This is a genomic window from Paenibacillus sp. FSL R5-0519, assembly GCF_037974275.1.
In the GTDB taxonomy this organism is placed as follows: Bacteria; Bacillota; Bacilli; order Paenibacillales; family Paenibacillaceae; genus Paenibacillus.
Genome location: NZ_CP150234.1, coordinates 5,236,039 through 5,258,167, shown reverse-complemented (window position 1 = coordinate 5,258,167; position 22,129 = coordinate 5,236,039). Strand labels below are relative to the sequence as shown.

Annotated in this window: 13 protein-coding genes and 1 pseudogene; 9 read left to right on the top strand and 5 right to left on the bottom strand. The window is 47.5% G+C overall.

The features are described from left to right. The first annotated feature begins 26 nt into the window (after positions 1-26). Together MKY73_RS23735 and MKY73_RS23730 are read left to right on the top strand one after the other, a co-directional pair. The gene (locus MKY73_RS23735; RefSeq protein ID WP_339303706.1) at positions 27-3,302 is read left to right on the top strand and encodes a glycoside hydrolase family 48 protein; all 3,276 of its coding nucleotides are present in this window, start codon (positions 27-29) and stop codon (positions 3,300-3,302) included. A 465-nt stretch (positions 3,303-3,767) separates the two neighbouring features. Next, positions 3,768-4,562, top strand: coding sequence for an SH3 domain-containing C40 family peptidase (locus MKY73_RS23730; RefSeq protein WP_339303705.1), 795 nt, complete (start codon positions 3,768-3,770; stop codon positions 4,560-4,562). Positions 4,563-4,692: 130 nt separating this feature from the next. Here MKY73_RS23730 and MKY73_RS23725 read toward each other — a convergent pair whose 3' ends face one another. Next, positions 4,693-5,601, bottom strand: coding sequence for an ArsR family transcriptional regulator (locus MKY73_RS23725; RefSeq protein ID WP_339303704.1), 909 nt, complete (start codon positions 5,599-5,601; stop codon positions 4,693-4,695). A gap of 179 nt (positions 5,602-5,780) precedes the next feature. Here MKY73_RS23725 and MKY73_RS23720 point away from each other — a divergent pair, with 179 nt between their 5' ends. Further along, on the top strand, positions 5,781-7,286 hold the full coding sequence (locus MKY73_RS23720; RefSeq protein WP_339240155.1) for an alpha-N-arabinofuranosidase: 1,506 nt from the start codon (positions 5,781-5,783) through the stop codon (positions 7,284-7,286). Positions 7,287-7,638: 352 nt separating this feature from the next. Then, entirely contained in the window at positions 7,639-10,734 is a 3,096-nt protein-coding gene (locus MKY73_RS23715) for an S-layer homology domain-containing protein (protein WP_339303703.1), read from the top strand. Positions 10,735-10,874: 140 nt separating this feature from the next. Here MKY73_RS23715 and MKY73_RS23710 read toward each other — a convergent pair. Beyond that, a pseudogene (locus tag MKY73_RS23710) lies at positions 10,875-11,628 on the bottom strand (MBL fold metallo-hydrolase). Positions 11,629-11,759: 131 nt separating this feature from the next. Here MKY73_RS23710 and MKY73_RS23705 point away from each other — a divergent pair. After that, positions 11,760-12,191, top strand: a complete 432-nt coding sequence (locus tag MKY73_RS23705) for an Lrp/AsnC family transcriptional regulator (protein WP_339303702.1) — start codon at positions 11,760-11,762, stop codon at positions 12,189-12,191. 29 nt (positions 12,192-12,220) lie between these two features. On the opposite strand, the gene MKY73_RS23700 is transcribed toward MKY73_RS23705, so the two are convergent. From MKY73_RS23700 to MKY73_RS23690, 3 genes are all read right to left on the bottom strand, one after another. After that, entirely contained in the window at positions 12,221-12,730 is a 510-nt protein-coding gene (locus MKY73_RS23700; RefSeq protein ID WP_339303701.1) for a hypothetical protein, read from the bottom strand. A 160-nt stretch (positions 12,731-12,890) separates the two neighbouring features. Next, positions 12,891-14,702, bottom strand: coding sequence for an ABC transporter ATP-binding protein (locus tag MKY73_RS23695; protein WP_339303700.1), 1,812 nt, complete (start codon positions 14,700-14,702; stop codon positions 12,891-12,893). Next, positions 14,695-16,437 (bottom strand): ABC transporter ATP-binding protein, encoded by a 1,743-nt coding sequence (locus MKY73_RS23690; protein WP_339303699.1) that lies wholly within the window; start codon positions 16,435-16,437, stop codon positions 14,695-14,697. Before MKY73_RS23690 ends, MKY73_RS23695 begins: the two co-directional genes overlap by 8 nt. 361 nt (positions 16,438-16,798) lie before the next feature. On the opposite strand from MKY73_RS23690, the gene MKY73_RS23685 reads away from it, so the two are divergent. The 4 genes from MKY73_RS23685 to MKY73_RS23670 all read left to right on the top strand — a co-directional run bounded on the left by MKY73_RS23685 (position 16,799) and on the right by MKY73_RS23670 (position 22,069). Continuing rightward, on the top strand, positions 16,799-17,722 hold the full coding sequence (locus tag MKY73_RS23685; RefSeq protein WP_339240162.1) for an S-layer homology domain-containing protein: 924 nt from the start codon (positions 16,799-16,801) through the stop codon (positions 17,720-17,722). An 814-nt stretch (positions 17,723-18,536) separates the two neighbouring features. Then, entirely contained in the window at positions 18,537-19,508 is a 972-nt protein-coding gene (locus tag MKY73_RS23680; protein WP_339303698.1) for an ABC transporter permease subunit, read from the top strand. 15 nt (positions 19,509-19,523) lie between these two features. Next, entirely contained in the window at positions 19,524-20,432 is a 909-nt protein-coding gene (locus MKY73_RS23675) for a carbohydrate ABC transporter permease (protein ID WP_105600785.1), read from the top strand. A 41-nt stretch (positions 20,433-20,473) separates the two neighbouring features. Next, positions 20,474-22,069: an extracellular solute-binding protein gene (locus MKY73_RS23670; protein ID WP_339240164.1), complete on the top strand. Its 1,596-nt coding sequence runs from the start codon at positions 20,474-20,476 to the stop codon at positions 22,067-22,069. Positions 22,070-22,129: the final 60 nt, after the last annotated feature.

The following is a 22,129-nucleotide window of genomic DNA, read 5'->3' as shown; positions in this document are numbered from 1 at the left end:
CCACTATTCCAGGGAGGTATATATCAATGTTGAAATCAGCTGCGAAAAAAAGTTTAACAGCCATGCTGGCGGGTACTGTCATGTTGACCGGATACACCGGACTGTGGGCAGGGCCGCAAACGGCACATGCCGCAGATCAGGCCATCGAGATTCAGTCCGACAGTATCAATGAAGCCCGGTTTTTGCAATTGTATGAACAGTTGAAAGATCCGGCAAACGGATATTTCTCGCCAGAGGGTCTACCTTATCATTCCATTGAGACCCTGCTGAGTGAAGCCCCGGATTATGGTCATATGACGACGTCCGAGGCATACAGTTACTGGCTATGGCTAGAGACCATGTATGGTCACTATACGGGAGACTGGTCCCAACTGGAAGCTGCATGGGATAGTATGGAGAAATTCATTATCCCGGTCAACGAAGGTGACGGCAAGGAAGAGCAGCCTACGATGAGCTCATACAACCCGAACAGCCCTGCTACGTATGCAGGGGAAAAACCATTCCCGGATCAATATCCATCGCAACTTAATGGGCAGTATGCAGCGGGTAAAGACCCGATTGATGCTGAACTGAAGGCCACTTATGGTGACAATCAGACTTATCTCATGCACTGGCTGGTGGATGTGGATAACTGGTATGGATATGGTAACCTGTTGAATCCATCCCATACGGCTACCTATGTGAACACATTCCAGCGTGGGGAGCAGGAATCTGTGTGGGAAGCGATTCCGCATCCATCCCAGGATGATAAATCCTTTGGTAAGGCAAACGAAGGCTTCATGAGCTTGTTCACAAAGGAAAATCAGACACCGTCAGCGCAATGGCGTTACACCAACGCAACGGATGCCGATGCACGTGCTGTTCAGGTTCTGTATTGGGCGAAGGAGATGGGATACAACAACCCGGAATATCTGGATAAAGCGAAGAAGATGGGCGACTACCTGCGCTATGGCATGTATGATAAATACTTCCAGAAAATTGGAAGTGCTAAGAACGGTACACCGACGCCGGGTACAGGTAAAGATTCCAACATGTATCTCATGGCTTGGTATACGTCATGGGGCGGTGGTTTGGGTCAAGGTGGGGATTGGGCTTGGCGTATTGGAGCGAGTCATACCCATCAGGCTTATCAAAACCCGGTTGCAGCCTATGCCTTGTCTGACCCGGCTGGCGGCCTGATTCCTGAATCAGCAACAGCGAAGGCAGATTGGAATGCCACGCTCAAACGTCAGCTGGAATTCTACACATGGCTGCAATCCCATGAAGGAGCCATTGGCGGGGGGGCAACCAACAGTATCGGTGGTTCCTATGCGGCCTATCCGGCAGGAATCAGTACCTTCTATGACATGGCCTATCAAGAAGCACCCGTGTATCGTGACCCGGATTCCAACACATGGTTTGGATTCCAGGCATGGCCGCTGGAGCGTGTAGCCGAGATGTATTATATTCTTGCCGAGAGCGGTGATCTGTCCTCTGAGAACTTCCAGATGGCCAAGAAAGTGATCACGAAGTGGATTGACTGGTCCAAGGATTATGTATTTGTAGGTGAGCGTCCAGTGACGGATGCGCAAGGCTACTATCTGAATGCGGCAGGACAGCGCATTTTGGGTGGAACCAATGTTCAGGTAGCGACAACACCGGCTCCGGGAGAGTTCTGGATTCCGGGTGGTCAGGAATGGCAGGGTCAACCGGACAAATGGAACGGCTTCAGTTCGTTTACGGAAAATCCGAACTTCCGTGTAACGACCAAAGATCCCGTGCAGGACACAGGAGTTCTGGGAAGTTACGTTAAAGCACTGACCTTCTTCGCGGCAGGGACACAGGCGGAGAACGGCACACTTAGTGTGAAAGGTCAAGAAGCCAAGGATCTGGCGGAAGCTCTGTTGGATACTGCTTGGGATTACAATGATGGTGTGGGTATCGTTACCGAAGAAGAGCGTAAAGACTACTTCCGCTTCTTTGCCAAAGAGATCTATATCCCTGCGAACTGGTCCGGAACCTTTGGTCAAGGCAACACGATTCCAGGTACAGCAGGTGTACCTTCCGATCCAGCGAAAGGCGGCAATGGCGTATACATTGGATACTCCGACCTGCGTCCGGCCATCAAGCAAGATCCGGCATGGGCTTACCTGGATAACCTGTACAAAACGTCGTATAACCCGACCACGAAGCAGTGGGAGAACGGAGCACCTACCTTTACGTATCACCGCTTCTGGTCACAGGTGGATATGGCTACAGCGTATGGAGAGTATGATCGACTCCTCGGAGATTCCGATAGTCCGGGAGTGGAAGTGCCCGGTGCTCCTGCTGGCGTAACAGCAACCGGAGGAAGCGAGCAGGTGGTTCTGAATTGGAACGCAGCCGCTGGTGCAGCCTCGTATACTGTGAAGCGTGCAGAAGTGAACGGTGGTCCTTATACGTCTGTAGCAACTGGTGTCACAGGATCAACATTCACGGATACGGGCTTGACCAACGGTACAACGTATTATTATGTCATCACTGCGGTGAATGCCGCAGGTGAGTCTGCACCGTCGGCACAGGCATCTGCAACACCACTCGCAGGTGTCGTTGTGCCAGGCGCATTCAACCTTACTGGAACGGCTGGGAATGCCCAGGCGGTACTGACATGGACAGCATCGACTGGAGCAGCAAGTTATAAGGTACAGCGTTCGGTAGGCAACGGGGCGTATGCTGATCTGGCAACGGGGTTGACTGCACTGACGTATACCGATGCCACAGCGGTGAATGGTACGGCATATAATTACCGAATCGTAGCCGTGAATACGAGTGGTCAGACGAATTCGAATGTCTTGGTATTGACCCCATTAGCCCCTCCGGTCACAACGGGAGCACTTGAAGTACAATATCGCAATGGTGGTTCAGGAACTTCAGGTAATGCGATCACTCCACAGTTCAATGTGAAGAATACAGGTACAACTGCTGTGGACTTGAGCAAAGTGAAGCTCCGGTATTATTTCACGAAGGATAGTGCGGCTGATCTGAGTTTCTGGTGTGATTATGCCCAGATTGGAAGCAGTAACGTGGAAGGACATTTTGTTTCGATCGATCCGGCCAAGGGCACGGCAGATACCTATCTGGAGATTGGATTCAAATCGGGTGCGGGCAGTTTGGCTGCGGGTGCCGAGACCGGAATTATCCAGGTGCGTTTCTCGAAAAACAACTGGACGAATTTTGATCTAACGAATGATTATTCCTTTGATTCCACCCAAACGGCCTTCAGTGCCTGGACGAAAGTGACAGCTTATCAGGACGGCACGAAAGTATGGGGAATCGAACCTTAATCAGTAAACAGCTGCTTAACCAGTTGTAGGATCATTAAGGACATGAGAAATACAGATTAAGCTGGGGAGAAATCCCTAGCTTTTTCTTTTTTTATAATAATCCTTCAAATGGATAACGGTAATTAGAAATTGAACCATAGTAATGTTTACCATATTTGCGATTTTAAACATTAAAACATAGTTCATATGACCCATGTACTGGATGAGGATTGACCTAACTCTTTTATCGGTAAAAAATGAAGCATATCAAATAGTTACAATAATTTAACCTTTGTAAAAGAAGGAATCAGCAGTGCTTTTTGCCAATAGAGGATGGACAGACCCTGTTACTTAGTGCTCAAGTGCGCCTGCATCAATACAGGACTTTTGGCTGATGAACGTTATGGATAGCCCGTTTACAATGGGGCAAGCCGGGGAGAAGCAACCCAGGTTAAAATTCTGTAACATCAGGGGGAACTCGACATCATGAATTGGAAGAAAACAATTATTACAGCAAGTGTCACAGCATCGATGCTGATGGGAAGTCTGACGACAGGAGCACTAACGGCACAGGTATCGGCAGCTGCTGTTGAGAATTCACAAGTAAAAGTAATTTGGGGCGTAAACCTACGCACAACACCTTCTTCTTCTGCGAAAGTTGTTCGCTTGATCACTAAAGGGGAGACGGTAACAGTGCTTCAGCAATCCGGTTCGGATTGGTATAAGATTAAGGATTCTGCGAATCGGACAGGCTACATATCTTCTTCATCCAAATACACACAAGCTGTAAGTGGCGGTACAAGCGGGTCGGGTTCAAATAGTGCCACATCGGAAACCGGCAATGCGTCTGTGGAGAAAGTTATTGCGGCGGGAATGAAATATTGGGGTACACCGTATGAATTCGGAGCGAGTCGTAACAGCACAGCTACGTTTGACTGTTCCAGCTTTGTACGTCAGGCGTTCATCGATGCACTTGGCATCAAGCTTCCAGCCGATTCTCGTAAGCAGGGAGACTATGTAAAAGCTAAGGGTGCTGTTCAGACCAACTGGAAAAACCTGAAGCGTGGTGACCTGATGTATTTCATGTCGTATAAAGGCAGCTCTGCATCATCGTATTCCAGCGTTAATAAATCTAGCGCAAGGATTACTCACACAGGGATCTACCTAGGCGACGGCAAGGTATTACATACGTATTCCAACGCCGGCGGTGGTGTAACGATTAGTGATATCTCTGGCAAACATTGGGAGTACCGCTTCCTGTTTGGTGGCAGTGCGCTGTAGGTTAGAACAAGAACTTTCTTAGAACCGCTATGATATTCTGCGGATGTTTATAGGTATACAAAACACCTTCCATTCTGCCTTTGACGGGCGAGTGGGAGGTGTTTTTGTGTTATCTATTGAACCGAACAATTCAATCCTGATAGTACAGGCGGAACAGGATGTCCTGATTGTAGTTGCCAAATCCCTCACCATACAATGTGAGTCCGCCTACATGCTGGGCATCTTCCTCTACAGATAGACGAAGGGTCCACTGGTTGCGTTCGACAGGGATATCCGCAAGAGTGATTTCGGATAGATGTTGTCCGTCAATGAAGCTACCTTCATTCGTAATTCGCAGTACCTTGAGCATACCATATTGATTGACACTGTCGCTCCACCATTCCGGGGTGAACATGCCGCGTCCGTTGCCTGAATCTCCAGGGCTTGTCCATTCACCCAATCGGATGCCATTGAGCATAAAAGTAATATCAGAGGGCCAATTCGGATTAACGGATGGGGCTTCTGATCCGATCTCCAGGGACAGTTCAATGGCGTTGATCTGCTGCCCGGATAAGATATAGTTTGGAATTTTGTATTCCACAAATCCACGGCCAAACCACAGAATATGGGCATGCATTCGCTCGGGGTCGAGGAAATAGCGAGGGTCATCGTACTGGCCAATCACCTGAGTGGACGTTGCCAGCCCGCATGTCGGATAGACGTCAAAGTGGGTGTAGTGTCCAACAGGTACAGAAACCTCGTGCAGCTTGCGGGCTGTGCCACTTTCTTGCGGCATGGAGATGCCAATCCAGTCTACAGCAAGGCTGTTCATTTTATGCGTGCCACCGTCTTTGCGTATCATTTTGGACTGAATAATGCCCACATCCTGAAGTTTGCGGACATGCATGGTCACGATGGCACTACTCAGACCCAATGAAGCAGCGAGGTCTTTCACATTCATGGGTGTCTCGGCAACAAGGCGGATAATCTGTAAACGTACTTCACTCGCAAGTGCTTCATATAGGGGTAGCCATTCGGCATCGGTATTTGCTCTGATCACAGTTGTTCCTCCATTATGTCTTTATAGAATTAAGTTAAACATAAATTCAGTAAAAAGAATAACATTTTGCAAAATTCAGGTTGAAATTGAGGCTATAATCGATTTTAATATAAATATGAACGTTGATCCATAGAATATCAATTAATTTTTATATTAATCTTAGGGAGTTGAAATTCATTATGGAAAAAGCAAAAATGACGGTAGACAAAGATTTTACTATTGGAGTAGTTGATAAGCGTTTATACGGTTCATTCATTGAGCATCTTGGACGTGCCGTGTATGGTGGAATATATGAGCCGGGACATCCATCTGCGAACGAACAGGGTTTTCGCACGGATGTGCTGGAGATGGTCAAAGAGCTGCACGTACCGATTGTACGTTATCCAGGAGGTAATTTTGTATCCGGTTACAATTGGGAAGATTCGGTTGGGCCCGTGTCAGAACGCAAACGCAGACTGGAACTGGCTTGGAGAACAATTGAGACCAATGAATTTGGCTTCAACGAATTCGTGGACTGGGCGAAACAGGCCAATTCCGAAGTCATGATGGCCGTTAATCTGGGAACACGTGGCGCCGATGCAGCCCGCAATATTGTAGAGTACAGCAACCATCCGGAAGGTTCGTATTATAGTGATCTTCGCATCAAGCATGGATACAAGCAACCGCATGCGATCAAAACATGGTGTCTGGGCAACGAGATGGATGGTCCTTGGCAGATCGGTCACAAAACGGCAGAAGAGTATGGACGTGCAGCTGTTGAAGCGGCAAAAGTCATGAAGTGGACGGACCCGACCATTGAACTGGTAGCCTGTGGAAGTTCGAATCTGAATATGCCTTCATTCCCGGATTGGGAAGCAACCGTGCTGGATCATACGTATGATCATGTGGAGTATCTGTCCCTGCATCAGTACTATGGTAATCAGGAGCAGGATACGCCAACGTTCCTGGCTCGCTCACTTGAAATGGATCGTTTTATCGATACCGTGAAGGCAACCTGTGATTATATTAAAGCGAAGAAACGCAGCAAAAAGACCATGTATCTGTCCTTTGACGAGTGGAATGTATGGTATCACTCCCATGAAAGTGACTCCAAAATGGACCCGTGGCAGATTGCTCCGCCACAGCTGGAGGATATCTACAACCATGAGGATGCACTGCTTGTTGGTTGTATGTTGATCAGTATGCTCAAACATGCGGATCGGGTCAAAATGGCATGTCTGGCACAACTCGTTAACGTTATTGCGCCGATCATGACAGAGACGGGCGGTGGTTCGTGGAGACAGACGATCTTCTATCCATTCATGCATACGTCCTTGTTTGGACGTGGAACGGCATTGGTGCCATTGATCCAATCTCCGAAATACGATACCAAACAAATCACAGATGTTCCTTATCTCGAGGGCATTGCAGTTCATAACGAAGAGCAGGGTGAAGTGACTGTATTCGCAGTCAACCGTCATCTGGAAGAAGCGCTTCCGCTCGAAGTGGATCTGCGCAGTTTCGGGAAATGCAGCTTGATCGAGCATATCGTGCTGGAAAGCGATGACCTCAAAGCATCGAATACGGCCGCACAACCAAACCGCGTTGCTCCTCATAATCGCGGGGGTGCAGTGGTATCCGAGACCCTGATTACAGCGAGCTTGGCGAAAGCGTCATGGAACGTGATCCGTTTGAAAGTGCAATGATGTCTTAGGAAAAATGCATAGGGTGACACGGCCTGAGATAGCAGAAGTATCGGCCGTTGAGTTGTCCCTTTAATAAAAGGCTGGATGCGATGAATTCGTATCCAGTTTTTTGCGTAGTCCGCATGATATGAGTAATCACTCGACGAGAAAATCCCGTTAAATTTTGATATCAATGCAGATCGAAATATATAAAAAAATGACGAAAAAAGTCGATAAATATATTATACGGTCAATCTATCTGTGATAATACAACACCATGTACAGACGTGCACCGTCTAAACCCTGATATTACGATCTGGGATGCAATGAGTACGGAAGAGGTTAAACATACGCCAAAAGGGAGAGCGATGCTATGGATCGAAGGTTGGTTTCTAGGTTTACTGCAATCATGATGATTGTAAGTCTGGTCATGACACTATGGGGGAGAGCCCCAGTCGTGTTGGCAGCTCCTGCTGCACCTACAGTCGTTTCTAAGGTGGAAAGTATTGAGGTATCAGACTTTGAGGCTGGTGCGGTTTTGAAGCTGTATACTACAAAAGGTGTTCTGAAGGACACGTCCGACGTACAGACAATAGCAGGGGTATATTTGTTTGAAAATGTAGTCCCTGACACACAAGAGTATTATGTGACTCAGACCGTAAACAGTGAAGAAAGTCAGAATTCTATCTTCACCAATGCCAGTCTCCGGACACCTCAAGTGACCGGCGGAATCGAGCAAGTATCTGTGAGTAATGTGTATCCGGGCGCAACAGTAACCCTGCACAACCTGAATGGAACTATTTTTAATAGCACGCCAGAAACTCAACCGGATAACACCGTTGTTTTCAAAAATGTGACAAGTCGAGCGACGTATTACGTCGAGCAAACGATCAATGGAGTGGTCAGTGTGTCTAACTGGGTAGATGTATCTCCCAATATTCCAGGCAAGCCCATCGTTGAGGGGAAGCTCGAAAGTATTGAAGTGAGGGGGTTCACTTCTGGTGCGAACTTGAAGCTATATCGGGTGGATGGCACGCTGGAAGCCACCGCTAATTCTGTAACAGACAGTACGTATCTATTTGAATCTGTTGTGCCTAGATCGGACCTATATTACGTGAAGCAGACGGTAAATGGAGAAGAAAGCACTAACTCGGACTTTGTCAATTCGATTCTTCGGAAACCAGAGGTAAGTGCCGATTCTACGTCGGTAACTGTGAGTAATGTTTATCCGGGAGCGACGGTTACGCTGTACAAGCTGAACGGGGATTTTGTATCAGATACGCCAAACGTTCGGTCGAATGGAACAGTTATCTTTGAAAGCCTTACCAATCGGACTACCTACTACGCTCAACAAACGATCAATGGAGTAATAAGCACCGTCTCCAAAACGGTCGATGTATCTCCCGTTTATCCTGCACGGCCTGTGGCTGTAGCAGGTATGGAAAGTATCGAAGTCAGCGGCTTCACACCTGGTGCGATCTTGAAACTGTATCTGGTGGATGGTACCCTGAAAACTACTTCTGACCCTGTAATGGGCAGTACGTACAGATTTGAGAACGTTGTGCCTGATTCCAGAGAGTATTATGTTACCCAGACCGTGGATGGTGAGCAAAGTGAGAACTCTGACTTCGTTGGGGTTAACTTGCGCAAACCCGAGGGGAGTGTTGGCGTTGGCTATTTGGATGTTGGGCAAGTCTATGAGGGAGCAACAGTAACCTTATACTTGACGGACGGAACGGCTGTATCCAATACTCCGCTGCTCCAACCGAATGGCACGCTACGTTTTGCTGATCTGCCAGCAGGGGGCGAATATTATGTGGTGCAAAGCATAAATGGTGTTATTAGTGAAGCTACGCCTTGGTTAATGATTCCTTCCGTACCCAAAGCCCCAACAAATGTAAAAGCAATGGCCGGCAATGGCCAGGCAACGATTACATTTAATGTTCCCGCGAAAGATGGGGGAAGTGTGATAACAGGTTATGAAGTAACTTCAACACCAGGTAATATCAAGGTTACTGGTACCTCCAGTCCAATCAATGTGACCGGATTAACCAATGGGATAAGCTATACCTTTACGCTCAAAGCAATCAATGCAGTGGGTAGCAGTGTGTTCTCTGATCCTTCCAATGCTGTGACTCCTTCTGTACCTTCCAGTGGCGAGAGTTCTGGGAATTCGGGCTCTTCTGTCGGTTCTTCCTCACCACAATCTGTTTCTGCCGAGGGCATCAATGTACTTATTAATGGTATTTCGGAACAGATCGGTAGTTTGATTAAAACGACTAGAAATGGACAATTGGTGAGTACGGTAGGCATTGATTCGGAAAAGTTAAAACAGAAACTGGCTGCCGAGGGAACAGGAGCAGTTGTATCCATTCGTGTGCCATCCGGCGCTGATGTTCTGATTGGTGAACTGGATGGCCAAATGGTACAAGAAATGCAGACAGCTCAAGCAGTGTTGAAGCTGGAAACCGGGCAGGCAACATATACGCTGCCTTTGAATCAGATTCAATTGTCCTCACTTGCCACGGATCTTGGAGATGTTTCTGACCTGCAGGATATGAAAGTCCAGGTAGAGATTGCCAAGCTGACCCAGGTAGCGACCCAGGCAGTGAGACGGGCAACGCAACAGAATAATTTTATTATTCAGGGTACACCGGTTGATTTTACCGTAAGAGGTCTTTATGAAGACAATTCTGTGGAAATTACCCAGTTCACTGATTATGTCGAACGGACTATGATCCTTGAAGAAGGTGTAGGCAATTCCGGTATTACCACGGGTGTTGTTGTGAATGCAGACGGGACGGTTCGTCACGTTCCTACCCGGGTTGTGCTTAGGGAAGGTCGTTATGAAGCCGTGATCAATAGCCTTAGTAACAGCACATATGCGCTCATTCTACATCCACTTAAATTCGGAGATGTAGTTGGTCACTGGGCGCAGGATGCGGTGGATGATATGGGTTCCCGCATGATTATTGAAGGAACAGGCAATGGCAGCTTCAGTCCAGATCAGAACATTACCCGTGCTGAGTTTGCTGCCATCGTAACCAGGGCATTAGGTGTCGCACCGAGAGCTTCGAATAGTGGATTTACCGATGTGTCATCAGATATGTGGTATTCTGCTGCAATAGGAACTGCTCGTGATTATAACCTGATTAATGGTTATGCGAACGGAACATTCCAACCGAACGAAGAGATTACACGAGAAGAAGCTATGGTAATGATTGCAAGAGCAATGGATCTCACATATTTATCTAGCCCGATATCCGATCAGAGGGCGGAGGAGATCCTTCGGTCATCTGGTTCAGGGGCGAGTGTATCTTCCTGGGCGATAAAGGGTGTTGCCCAGTCGATTCAAGCAGGGATTGTATCCGGTCGAACGAGCGGAGATCTGGCATCTGGAGAGTTCATCACCCGTGCTGAAGTGACCCAGATGATATCGCGGATGCTCAAGAAGTCTGGTCTGATCTGATCATCACTCTTCAGAAGATCAGGCAATTACAAATGCAATGAAAATTAGACCAAACAGACCGAAATCTCCTCGATGAGATATGCGGTCTATTTGGTCTATGTTGGATTATTTCTCATTGGCTTAGCTTCTGAATCCAAAACTCAAAATTCAAAACTTTCGCCATCACGCGGAATGAGTACCTGACCATCCAACTGCTCGGATGTCAGATAAGTGGCAAGATCCGTACGAGACATCATACAATGATTAATCGCATCCATGTGCACAGCGATGACATGAGCAGACGGCGCATGGCGCTTCACGGCTACAACGTCAGGCCCGTCCATTGTAATGGGGTCACCCTCCAGGAAGCGTGCGCCTCCGGCATTCACGATAATGACTTCAGGTGTGTATTGACGAATGGCTTCAGCAGGTTCTTCGCACCAGATGGTATCCCCAGCGATATAGGTGACGGGTTCTCCATCTGCTTCAAGTACGAAACCGGACACGTTGCCCATGCGTTCTCCGATTTCACCTGTGCCATGATGCCCGGATGTGCGGGCGAATCGGACAGAGTGATGCTCGTGTTTTTCTTCGACAGCTGTTACATTTGTGAATCCGGCACCCAAAAATACATGTTCATCCCCAGGCTGGCAGATTAGAGGAATGTCTTTACCGAGTTGTTTCGCCGCTGCTTCCATCCCAGTGATCGGGATGGGTATGTGTCACAATCAACAGATCTGGATTCAGATAATCCGTTTCGGTTTCAGGCAGAGCTACTCTTGGATTACGTAACTCATTGGGTGTATTGGGGAATGCGGGCATGACTTCGGCGTCCATCAGCATGGGATCAACGAGAATGTTCAGCCCTCCGTATTCCAGCCACAGTGTTGCATTGCGAATCAATTGAATTTTCATGATATTTGCACTCCTTCGGGTTGTTGAATAGTATTACCCTATATGGTATACAACCCGTTTAACGGCGTACATAACATGATGAATGGAATTAGGCTAAGCTAATTTCACCGTGAAAGGATTGCTGAAGCAAGATGAATGAAATGATAGATGACACAGATATCCGTATTTTGCAGATCCTGATTCAGGATGCCAAACGTTCTCACAAAGAGATCGGTGAAGAGGTTCATCTCACGGGACAGGCCGTCGGTGCAAGAGTGCGCAAGCTGCAAGACCTGGGTGTAATCGAAGGGTACACGGTAAAATGGAACCCGGAACGCCTTGGCCTCGGCCTACAGGCCTTTGTCACGGTTTTCTTGAACTCCGGTGACAGACATGCTGCCTTTCGTACATTCATTGCTGATCGTAAGGACATCATTGAAGTCCATCGCGTCAGCGGAGAAGGCTGTTATCTGATGCGGGTGCAGACCAGCACCACAGAGCAACTTGGACAACTGTTGGAAGCATTGCTGCCTTACGGCAATTACAGAGTCAGCCTGTCCATAGGTGTGGAGAAATCACAGTGATGTGTGGTGTGGGAGGCTTGTCTCATCCCTCACGATAGTGCATGATCTTGCTGCTGATCATGCAAAGTCTCCTGAAGCAAAGTCACCGCTTGGTTCAGCTCTTTTTTGCTGAGCAGATGATCGGTCTGAATATGAGACCGGGTGCCGTCCTTCAGGAACAGAACGATCATGGGAGAAGCAGACAGGAGCCACTTGCTGCGGGCAGGTGAGGCAAGTTCGAATTTGCGAATCCGGCTCCATGGAATCTTCCGCTTGCCCGTGTTCAACGCATCATCATCCCAGGATAACAACACGGCAGGGCTTCTGGTTAGTCGTGACACGAACATGAAGAATAGCGGTCCGATCAACCACATGCCCAGCACGGCAGCGATGGAATAGTATATCGTCTCCAGTCTTTCGGCTTGTCCGTCCACGATGATCCATAACAGGCTCACACACAAGAGAAGGAAAAGGAAGCATAGACTTGCTTTCCATAGAGCGGTGCTGCGTCGGTAACGAATCTGCCGATGGTCGCGCTTGGTTGTTTCAGGTTGTTGCATAGATGCTCCTCCTAATGAACAATGCTGATCGATATGCGAAACGTGCCGCCTGCATGAGCAGAGCGGCATGTTCAACGTTATTGGCTATAACACAGATGACAGACTCAGCTCACTTTATTAGCCCCGATCTATAGTTTAACACGAACTTTATTCAGGTCCATTATCCTGATATCGCTGAATTTTTACCTGCATCACGCGCATGCGTGTACAGGTCGGCATATACGCCTTGAGCTTCAATCAGCTCCTGATGCGAGCCTTCCTCCACAATCTCGCCATTCTCCATCACCAGAATTCGATCGGCATGCATCACCGTGGACAGACGATGGGCAATGACAATGGTGGTGCGTCCTTGAGATACCGATTCGAGTGCCTGCTGCACAAGCTGTTCCGTGTGCGAGTCCAGATTGGCCGTCGCCTCATCCAGGATGAGCACTCGGGGCTGGAACACAACGATTCGGGCAAACGATATCAACTGCCGCTCCCCGGCGGAAAGCCCGCTTCCGCGTTCGGACAGATGTGTATCATATCCTTGTGACAAACGTGAAATCATGGCATGTGCTCCGACAAAACGGCAGGCTTCAATCGCTTGCTCTCGCGTAATATCCTCACGAAACATTCTCACATTATCAATGATGGAACCGGAGAAGAGGAATGGTTCCTGTTGAATCAGACCCACGATCCGATGAAGTTTGGCCTGCGGCAACTGCCGAATATCGGTACCATCAATTTCGATACTGCCTTTGTCTACATCATAAAAGCGATTGAGCAGGGAGATCAGGGTGCTTTTGCCAGCGCCTGTTGTGCCCACGATCCCTACCATTTCACCCGGATAGAGGTGCAGATTCATATGCTGGATCAGGGGCCGATCTGCCCGATAACCAAAAGACACATCATTAAAATCAATCTGGCCCATCACGTTCCGAGGTTCCAGTGAAGAGACTTGCTTAGGCTCAGGATCGGCAACTTCAGGCCGCGTATTCAGAATGTTCCAGATGCGATCCATGGATACGGTGGTGGACTGGAATGTATTCCACTGCATCGTGATCTGGTTAATCGGTTGAAAGAACTGACGAATATAACTGATAAACGCATATAATACCCCGACTTGCAGGGACTCACCGAGAACGGCGCGACCTCCAAGCCAGACCATCATGACCAGTGCCGCATTGCCAAGGATATCAAAGGTCCGGTTGAATATGACATTGGAGCGGGCTTGAGCAATGTTGGCTTTCAGATGGAGCGCATTTTGTTCCGAGAAACGTTTCTTCTGTTCTTCTTCCTGGTGAAAAGCCTGAATCAGGAACATGCCGGACAGGTTCTCCGCTGTAAATGCGATTAAACGGGAAAGACGCGTACGGGCATTCTGATAAGCCTTCCGCAGTCGACTACGGAATAATACCGCAACCACTGCAATGACAGGCAGGACAATTAGGGAGTAACCCGCGAGCACAGGATCAAGTTGGAACATAAAGACGATAATGAGCACCAGCATCATACCATCTCGAATCAGACTGAGCAGGACTTGGGTGAAAAAGCTGCTGATGGTTTCCGTATCACTGGATACGTTCGTGACTAGACTGCCGATATGAAAACGGTCAAAGAAAGACATGGACATCTTGGAGATATGTTTGAACAGGTCCTTTCGAATCCGGGATACAATGTTCTGTCCCACATGCTGCAACAGATTATTCTGCACATAGGTAAAAATAAAACTAATAACAGCCAGCCCGAGAAAGATGGCTGCGAGCTGAACGAGAAAGCCTACACTGGTCTGGCCGATGGCCAGATGATCATCGATGGCGATCTTCACCAGATAGGGTTGCAGCAGATCTGCCGATATGCCCAGCAGTGAGCAGAAGAAGATACCGGCAAATGCCCATTTATGCGGTTTGGCGTATGCCATCATCGCTTTGAACGAAGTTCGTTTACTCTGATCTTCTTCTGCATCTGGTCGAAGTTCAGCGTTAGACATGATGTAATCCCTCCTCCTGCAAACGGTAGGTGGCCGCATATAACCCCTTGGCAGCCATCAACTGCGCATGTGTTCCCTGCTCAGCGACTCGCCCTTCATCCAGAACGATGATATCGTCCGCATGACGGACCGCGCTGATGCGATGAGAGATGATCAATGTGGTCTTGCCCTTGCCGATCTCGCGCAAACTGCGCAGAATACCACTCTCTGTGACGGCATCAACCGCGCTCATGCTGTCATCCAGAATAAGTAACTGTGCTTGCTTGATTAGTCCTCTTGCAAGGCTGGTTCGCTGACGTTGTCCACCAGACAGGGTGAGTCCGCGTTCGCCAAGTCGTGTATCGAAGCGATCAGGAAAACGGACAATATTGTCATAGATCATGGCTTGCCGTGCACTATGTTCCACTGTATCCAGCGATACTTCCCGGTCGCTGAATGCGATGTTATCCCGGATGGTGGTGCTAAACAGGAAGCCATCCTGAGGGACATAGGCGATGCGCGATCTCAGACTTTCCAGCGATAGCTGCCGAATATCGGTACCATTGATGCGAATCGTTCCTTCAGGTGGTTCATATGTACGCAGCAACAGCTTAACGAGGGTGCTTTTACCTGAGCCGGTCTTGCCTACAATACCCACCGTTCGCCCGGCACGAATATGGAGTTGAATATTTTTGAGAGCAGGGGATGAACTGCCAGGATAGGAGAAGGTTAGATTCTCCATGGTGATATCTTGTACGGTATGGAGCGCTGTGGCTTCGGGAAGTTCACGCACATCCGCTACTTCGCTGAGCAGGTCATTCACCCGCTCCAGGGATGCGCCTGAGCGCTGAACGGTATTGATGACATTACCGATCTGTTGAAGCGGTCCCATGATAATGCGCAGATATAAGGTTAGGGCGACAAAACTCCCGAGTGTAATGGAATTCTGCATGGTCATCATACCTCCGACAAGCAGAGAAACAACCAATGAGATGGCTCCCAGCAGCGGGAGTAAGGCTTGAAACAAGGAAGACAAACGAACAAGCCGAAGCTGTTTGCTCTTAATTGCATCGACGGTAGTTCCAAAACGTGCACGAGCACTGTCTTCGATGGCAAACGTCTTGGTTACGCGAATGCCGCCCAGCTGTTCTTCTGCAGATTCTGTCATGGTTGCAAGGGCTTCCTGTACATCACGAGAGCGCTTGCGAATCCGCGGACCGAAAAATACGACCAGAAATGGAATCGCCAGCAAAGGTACAACGCTGATTAGAATGAGTGTCAACGGAATCCCGCTAAGCAGCATCATGACAATGCAGGACAACAGCAGGAAGGTGGCATTGGTCATGAGTGTCACGCCATTGGATATTGCTTCACGTACGGAAGTAACATCGTTCATGACATAACTGAGCAGTTTTCCGTTCCCTTGTTTGGAGAAATAATGTTCGCTAAGTTCGGAAAACTTACTGAATATACGCTCACGCGTCATGAATTCGAAGCGTCGACCAAGCTTCATAATCATGAACTGTCCGGTACCGAACAGTAGATTATAGCCGATGGCAATAGCTAGAAGGGACAGGCTGTACCTTACGATTGTCTGCATCTGGAGTGTGTTCTGCATCAATTGATCTGTGAAACTGCCGAGTATGCGGGGCAGGGATGCTTGCCCGACATTGGAGGCAATAATCAGAAGAACAGCAAACAGATAGATAGGCCAGTTCGATACGACATAACCGCGAAGTAATCCTTTCTTGGACATAAGCATTGTTCTCCTTTTGTTATAGGTGAAGTCAGTTCAGCGGGTGGAGTCAAGAAAAGGGCCGACACCTGTTATTAGCGCGTCGTGCCCTCTTACTGTATGCGATCCGGTTCGCTGTTTATCCGTCATCCGATGGATTTCTCTATTCTTATTTTTGCGCTAATCCGATGGGATGTCAACGAAGTCAGTTAGCAGCAGGCAGGTGGATCGGATTAGTGACTGCGGAGAAAAGTTCTATGCAGTGTTCCCGTGTTGTATTCACCAGATGTCGAAATTACTGAAACATTTTCTAGAGGTACCCCGTCTGTAGGAATGAAGAGGTAAAAAATAGGCTTTACTAATCATATGGAGGTGCCAGGAAATGAAACATAAAAAAGGATTGGCCGCAACGCTTGCACTCTGCGTTTCTTTGACAGCAGGAGGTGCATCCGTATTTGCTTTCTCAGATGTGAAAGATGAGGGTCAGAAGTCGATTGTGGATTCATTGAAAACAAAAGGTGTGATTAACGGAGTAACAGCGGATCTGTTCCGTCCAGATCTCGCATTGTCCGAGCCACAGGGTGTTCAACTGATTGTGAATGCATTTGGTCTGAAAAATGCATACGCGGCGTCTGCCGCTCAGAATAAAATTAGTCCGGACACATGGTATGCGGATGCTGTACAGGCCGCTACCCAAAATGGATTGTCTATTCCGGTAGAAGTAAACCCGCAGGGCAAAATGACACGCGAGCAATTTGTTATTTTGCTTCATGAAGGTATTAACACAACCGGGAATTATCCGGTCATCATGAAGTATAATCTTGTTAAGGACGAAAATAAAATCGGTAAGGACGCAATATCTGCGGTCCAGAACTTGCTGAACATGAACATCATTGAACTGGATAAGGACGGTAATTTCCGTCCAGATCAGTCACTTACCCGTATGGAGGCTGCAAGCATGATCTTCAATGCACTCGAATTCGTGGATAAACACGGCAATGGCGGCTCAGCAGAGCCGGCTCCAACCAATCCAGGTGAAGGCCAACAAGCGATCGTACCTGAAGTGACTACAACGAAGGTTGATGACAAAACAACCAAAGTTAAACTCAGTGCTGAAATGCCACACCCTGGTTATGGATTGAAGATTGATGATGTGAAACTGGAGAAGGATGGACGCGCGATCGTGCTCTATTCCATTATTCAACCTGACCCGGACATGATGTATCCGATGGTTATCACGAATGTGACTGCAGAAACGGATATCCCAACAGGATATACGGCAGAAGCTCAACCTTCAGGCAAGTAAATTCACTGCAAATTCTATAAACTATCCTGGATAAACGAATTGTATCCTGGAAACCACTCTCCATACGTATATGGAGAGTGGTTTTTTTATTTAACTGAAAACGTAAAAAAGATCTTGTATGTTCACTTATATTACATTTGAAGATAAATATAATTACACTTAAATCGATTGAAATGGATAACTGCTTGGCTTATAAGGCCAATTCATGTTATGAAATCGGTTGTTTTGAAATAGTATTTTCCCAAATATCTATGGGGCTAAGCGTGCAAACCTTGTGCAAAATCTACATATAAGACTTCAAAAACCCAATGTTTATAAGCATTTGTGTATCCTGCACGCAAAGATAAAAACAACATATATACGAAAGAGAGAGGAGAAATATAGAATAAAAGCAACCAATGAAGGGCTTGTAAAATGCGATAGATGTATGATAGGTAATATTACATAATTTCGCATCGGTACCATCTGTAAACCTCCACATTCAGCATAATGATTGTAAACATGAACACGGTGCCTGATCGTATATGTGGGTTTTGACTTTAATGCCTGTTTTCTAACCTCATTTAAGATCTGACATCTTTCCAGGTTCATGTGACGGAATCCTAAATGACACTTAAGGAAGGAAACCGGTCAAATTCTACATGTTTTACTTCCCCAAAATGACAATGACAAGCTGGCAACTAAAGTGTAAACCCCCGTTGTAACAGGTTATTCGGTGATTTTAAATGGAAAGGTTGAAATGGCATATTTACGGATTCGAAAATGAACCATAAACTCGGTATGTAAGCGTTACCAAAAAAGGAGGAAACAACTGATGCAACCAGATGGGAAGTCCACCTTGTCGCAAAACCTATCGGTATACACCAATTCGAGCAGTAAGAAAAATAAATTAGGGAGAAGGATGATTCGAAACTGGGAGTTGTATCTGTTTATCGCGCCAGCCTTTCTATACTTTCTGATATTCCATTATGGTCCGATGTACGGCATACAAATTGCATTCAAAAATTTTATTCCAACGCTTGGTGTCACGGGAAGCCCATGGGTCGGATTCGATCATTTCATCCGTTTCTTCAATTCTTATTATTTCTGGGATTTGCTATGGAATACACTTAGCATCAGCTTATATGAATTGGCTATAGGTTTTCCACTGCCGATCATTCTGGCGTTAGCGTTCAATGAAGTGAAGGATTCCTTCTTCAAGCGTACTGTGCAGACCGTCACGTATGCACCGCATTTTATTTCGGTCGTTGTGATGTCGGGCATGATCATTACCTTTTTGTCTCCCTCATCAGGCATGATTGTCAATTTGGTGGAAGCCCTTGGATTTCAGGCACCTCAATTCCTGACGGACCCTGCGTGGTTCAAAACAGTGTACGTACTGTCCGGAGTCTGGCAAAGCGCAGGCTGGGGCACCATCATATACCTTGCCGCCCTATCTGGCGTGGACCCGCAACTGCATGAAGCGGCTGTGGTGGATGGTGCGAGTCGCTTTAAACGAATTTTACATATTAACATCCCAGCGATCATCCCTACGATCACCATCCTGTTAATTCTGAATATGGGCAGTATTTTGGGCGTCGGATTTGAGAAAATCCTCCTGCTGCAAAATCCGCTGAACATGGGGTCGTCCGATGTCATCTCAACGTTTGTCTATCGGTCCGGTCTGGTTGATGCGCAGTACAGTTTCTCCACGGCGGTGGGATTGTTCAACTCCGTAGTTAATGCGATTCTGCTCATTACCGTGAATCAGATCGCACGTCGTACCAGTGAAAACAGCCTGTGGTAAAAGGAGGGAATACACATGTCATCCGCAGTGAAAGAAAGCAGAAGCGATAAGGTGTTCTTAGTGTGCAATTACATCTATCTTACGGTAGCGCTCGTCATCGTGTTGTACCCGCTGTTATACATCATCAGTGCTTCAATCAGTGATCCCAAATATGTAAGCTCCGGTGAGATGTGGCTGCTTCCCAAAGGGATTACGTTTGAAGGTTATGCCAGGGTGTTTGAAAACACCAACATCTGGATTGGCTACAAAAATACGATCATCTATACCGTTGTAGGTACCATCGTCAACCTGATTGTCACGTTACCAGCAGCCTATGCGCTCAGCCGCTCGGATTTTGTGGGGCGCGGATTCTTCATGGCGATGTTTATGGTAACGATGTTCTTCGGCGGAGGGCTTGTCCCAAGTTACCTGCTAGTCAAGGATCTTGGTATGGTGAACAGCATGTGGGCACTTATTCTGCCTGGAGCTGCATCCATCTGGAATATTATCGTATGCCGTACGTTCTTCCAATCGACGATTCCCAAGGAGCTGCAGGAAGCGGCGCATATTGATGGGTGTACCAACACCCGGTTGTTCATCAAGATTGTGCTTCCACTCTCCATGCCAATCATTGCAGTGATGGCACTCTTTTATGGAGTCGGACACTGGAACAGTTATTTCAGCGCCATGATCTATCTGAATGATTCTTCCAAGTATCCGTTGCAGCTCTTTCTGCGGCAGATTCTCGTGCTTCAGGAAATGGCAGCTCAAGGGGGAGGAGCCATTGATACCTCTTCAGCAACGGCGATGAATACCAAAGCGGAGATTGCTGCACTGGTTAAATATGCTGTCATTATTGTTGCGACCCTTCCGGTCATTGCAGTGTATCCATTCCTTCAGCGTTACTTTGTCCAGGGTGTTATGATCGGTTCCGTTAAGGGCTGATCTTAATCCATATACCACATTAAACAAGGGGAGTTGTTGTCATGAAAAAGCTTCGCAAGGCTTCATCCATTACACTCTGTCTCACCTTATTCGCAACATTGCTTGCAGCCTGTGGTTCAACCAATGAAGAAGGAAGTGCGACCTCCACAATTGAGGGGGTCAAAAAAGAAGGTTTCCCCATTGTAGACAAAACACTAACGCTGAAGGTCATGTCCCAGGATGCGGGTGTAGCCGACTGGAGCACAATGCCTGTGCTGCAAGAGATGGAGAAATTGTCGGGCATCAAGCTAGAATACCAACTATCACCGATCGACAGCTTTGAAACGAAAAAAAATCTGGTATTTGCCAGCGGAGACTTGCCGGATATGTTCTATGCTGCGGACCTCAAGCCAGCCGAGCAGGTGACATATGGCAGTCAGGGCATTCTGATCCCGTTGGAGAAATACATTGACGAAGGTTACGCTCCGAATATCAAAAAGATTCTCGATGAGAACCCGGATGTCCGCAAATCATTTACAACACCTGATGGGCATATGTATGCACTCCCATTCATTGATAAAGCCGCTGTGTGGTATAGAGGCCCAATGTGGTACAACGGGGAGTTCCTAAAGGCACTTAACGTAGAAGAGCCTAAGACCACGGAAGAATTGTATACGTATCTCAAGCGTGTCAAAGAAGAAGACCCGAATGGCAATGGCCAGCAAGATGAGATTCCGCTGACTTCTGTAAAACTGGATGATCTTCGCATGTTTTTCTTCGGCTTCTGGGGGATGTACAACGAAGGTATCTATTCCGATAAGGACGGAAAAGTTCACTACCCTTATCAAGAAGAAGGCTACAAAGGGTATCTGACATTCATGAATCGCTTGTGGAAAGAAGATTTGCTGGATCATGAGACCTTCTCTCAAACAGGCGATCAGAAAAAAGCAAAAGGTGTGAGCAACAAACTTGCACTGTTCAACGATTACCATCCATACTTCACACTCGGCGGTGAGCCCAGCACGGATCATCCGCTGATGACACCCGTGAAGAGCGAGGTGGCAGACTCTCCGGTATACGGCAAGCACCCAGGTATGTCGGCTCGCGGTACCTTTGCGATTACGAGCAGCAACCCGTCACCCGAGGCGACGATGAGATGGATCGATTACTTGTACAGCTATGAAGGTGCGACTCTGTTCAATCAAGGTCCGGAAGGTGTGTTATGGCAATTCAAAGACAAGGAAAATCACGTAAAAGAGTGGCTCCCCGTTCCTGGGGGTGGAGATCGTGAAGAATATCGGGGTAAGATCACGCCGAACTTTGGTATCTTGACACCGGGCATTAATGATCCCGAAGTAGCGAAGGGTCTTCGCACCGAATTTGATGAGTGGATTGACCAGCAGAATCAAGAGAAGTTGGTACCTATCGGAAAAGCACCATTTCCTAACGTTTATCTGACAAATGAAGAGCAAAGCGAAGCCACCGCTCTATTGTCTGACCTGGATACGTACGTCAAGCAGATGGAAGCCAAGTTTGTGACGGGTCAGGAACCCCTTGAGAACTGGGATAAGTACATTGCACAGATGAAGAAAATGGGCAGTGACCGTATCATCGAACTGTATCAGGGAGCATACGACCGCTGGAATTCCGGGCAATAAAAAGGTCTGTCGATCCAACATATTTCCCAGGGAGGAAGAAAGATAACCGCAAGCTTCATT

Coding starts and splice junctions, on each gene's coding strand:
- MKY73_RS23685 (WP_339240162.1), top strand. CDS start 16,799: ATGAAACATAAAAAAGGATTGGCCGCAACGCTTGCACTCTGCGTTTCT.
- MKY73_RS23730 (WP_339303705.1), top strand. CDS start 3,768: ATGAATTGGAAGAAAACAATTATTACAGCAAGTGTCACAGCATCGATG.
- MKY73_RS23670 (WP_339240164.1), top strand. CDS start 20,474: ATGAAAAAGCTTCGCAAGGCTTCATCCATTACACTCTGTCTCACCTTA.
- MKY73_RS23735 (WP_339303706.1), top strand. CDS start 27: ATGTTGAAATCAGCTGCGAAAAAAAGTTTAACAGCCATGCTGGCGGGT.
- MKY73_RS23695 (WP_339303700.1), bottom strand. CDS start 14,702: ATGTCTAACGCTGAACTTCGACCAGATGCAGAAGAAGATCAGAGTAAA.
- MKY73_RS23715 (WP_339303703.1), top strand. CDS start 7,639: ATGGATCGAAGGTTGGTTTCTAGGTTTACTGCAATCATGATGATTGTA.
- MKY73_RS23675 (WP_105600785.1), top strand. CDS start 19,524: ATGTCATCCGCAGTGAAAGAAAGCAGAAGCGATAAGGTGTTCTTAGTG.
- MKY73_RS23700 (WP_339303701.1), bottom strand. CDS start 12,730: ATGCAACAACCTGAAACAACCAAGCGCGACCATCGGCAGATTCGTTAC.
- MKY73_RS23705 (WP_339303702.1), top strand. CDS start 11,760: ATGAATGAAATGATAGATGACACAGATATCCGTATTTTGCAGATCCTG.
- MKY73_RS23690 (WP_339303699.1), bottom strand. CDS start 16,437: ATGTCCAAGAAAGGATTACTTCGCGGTTATGTCGTATCGAACTGGCCT.
- MKY73_RS23680 (WP_339303698.1), top strand. CDS start 18,537: ATGCAACCAGATGGGAAGTCCACCTTGTCGCAAAACCTATCGGTATAC.
- MKY73_RS23720 (WP_339240155.1), top strand. CDS start 5,781: ATGGAAAAAGCAAAAATGACGGTAGACAAAGATTTTACTATTGGAGTA.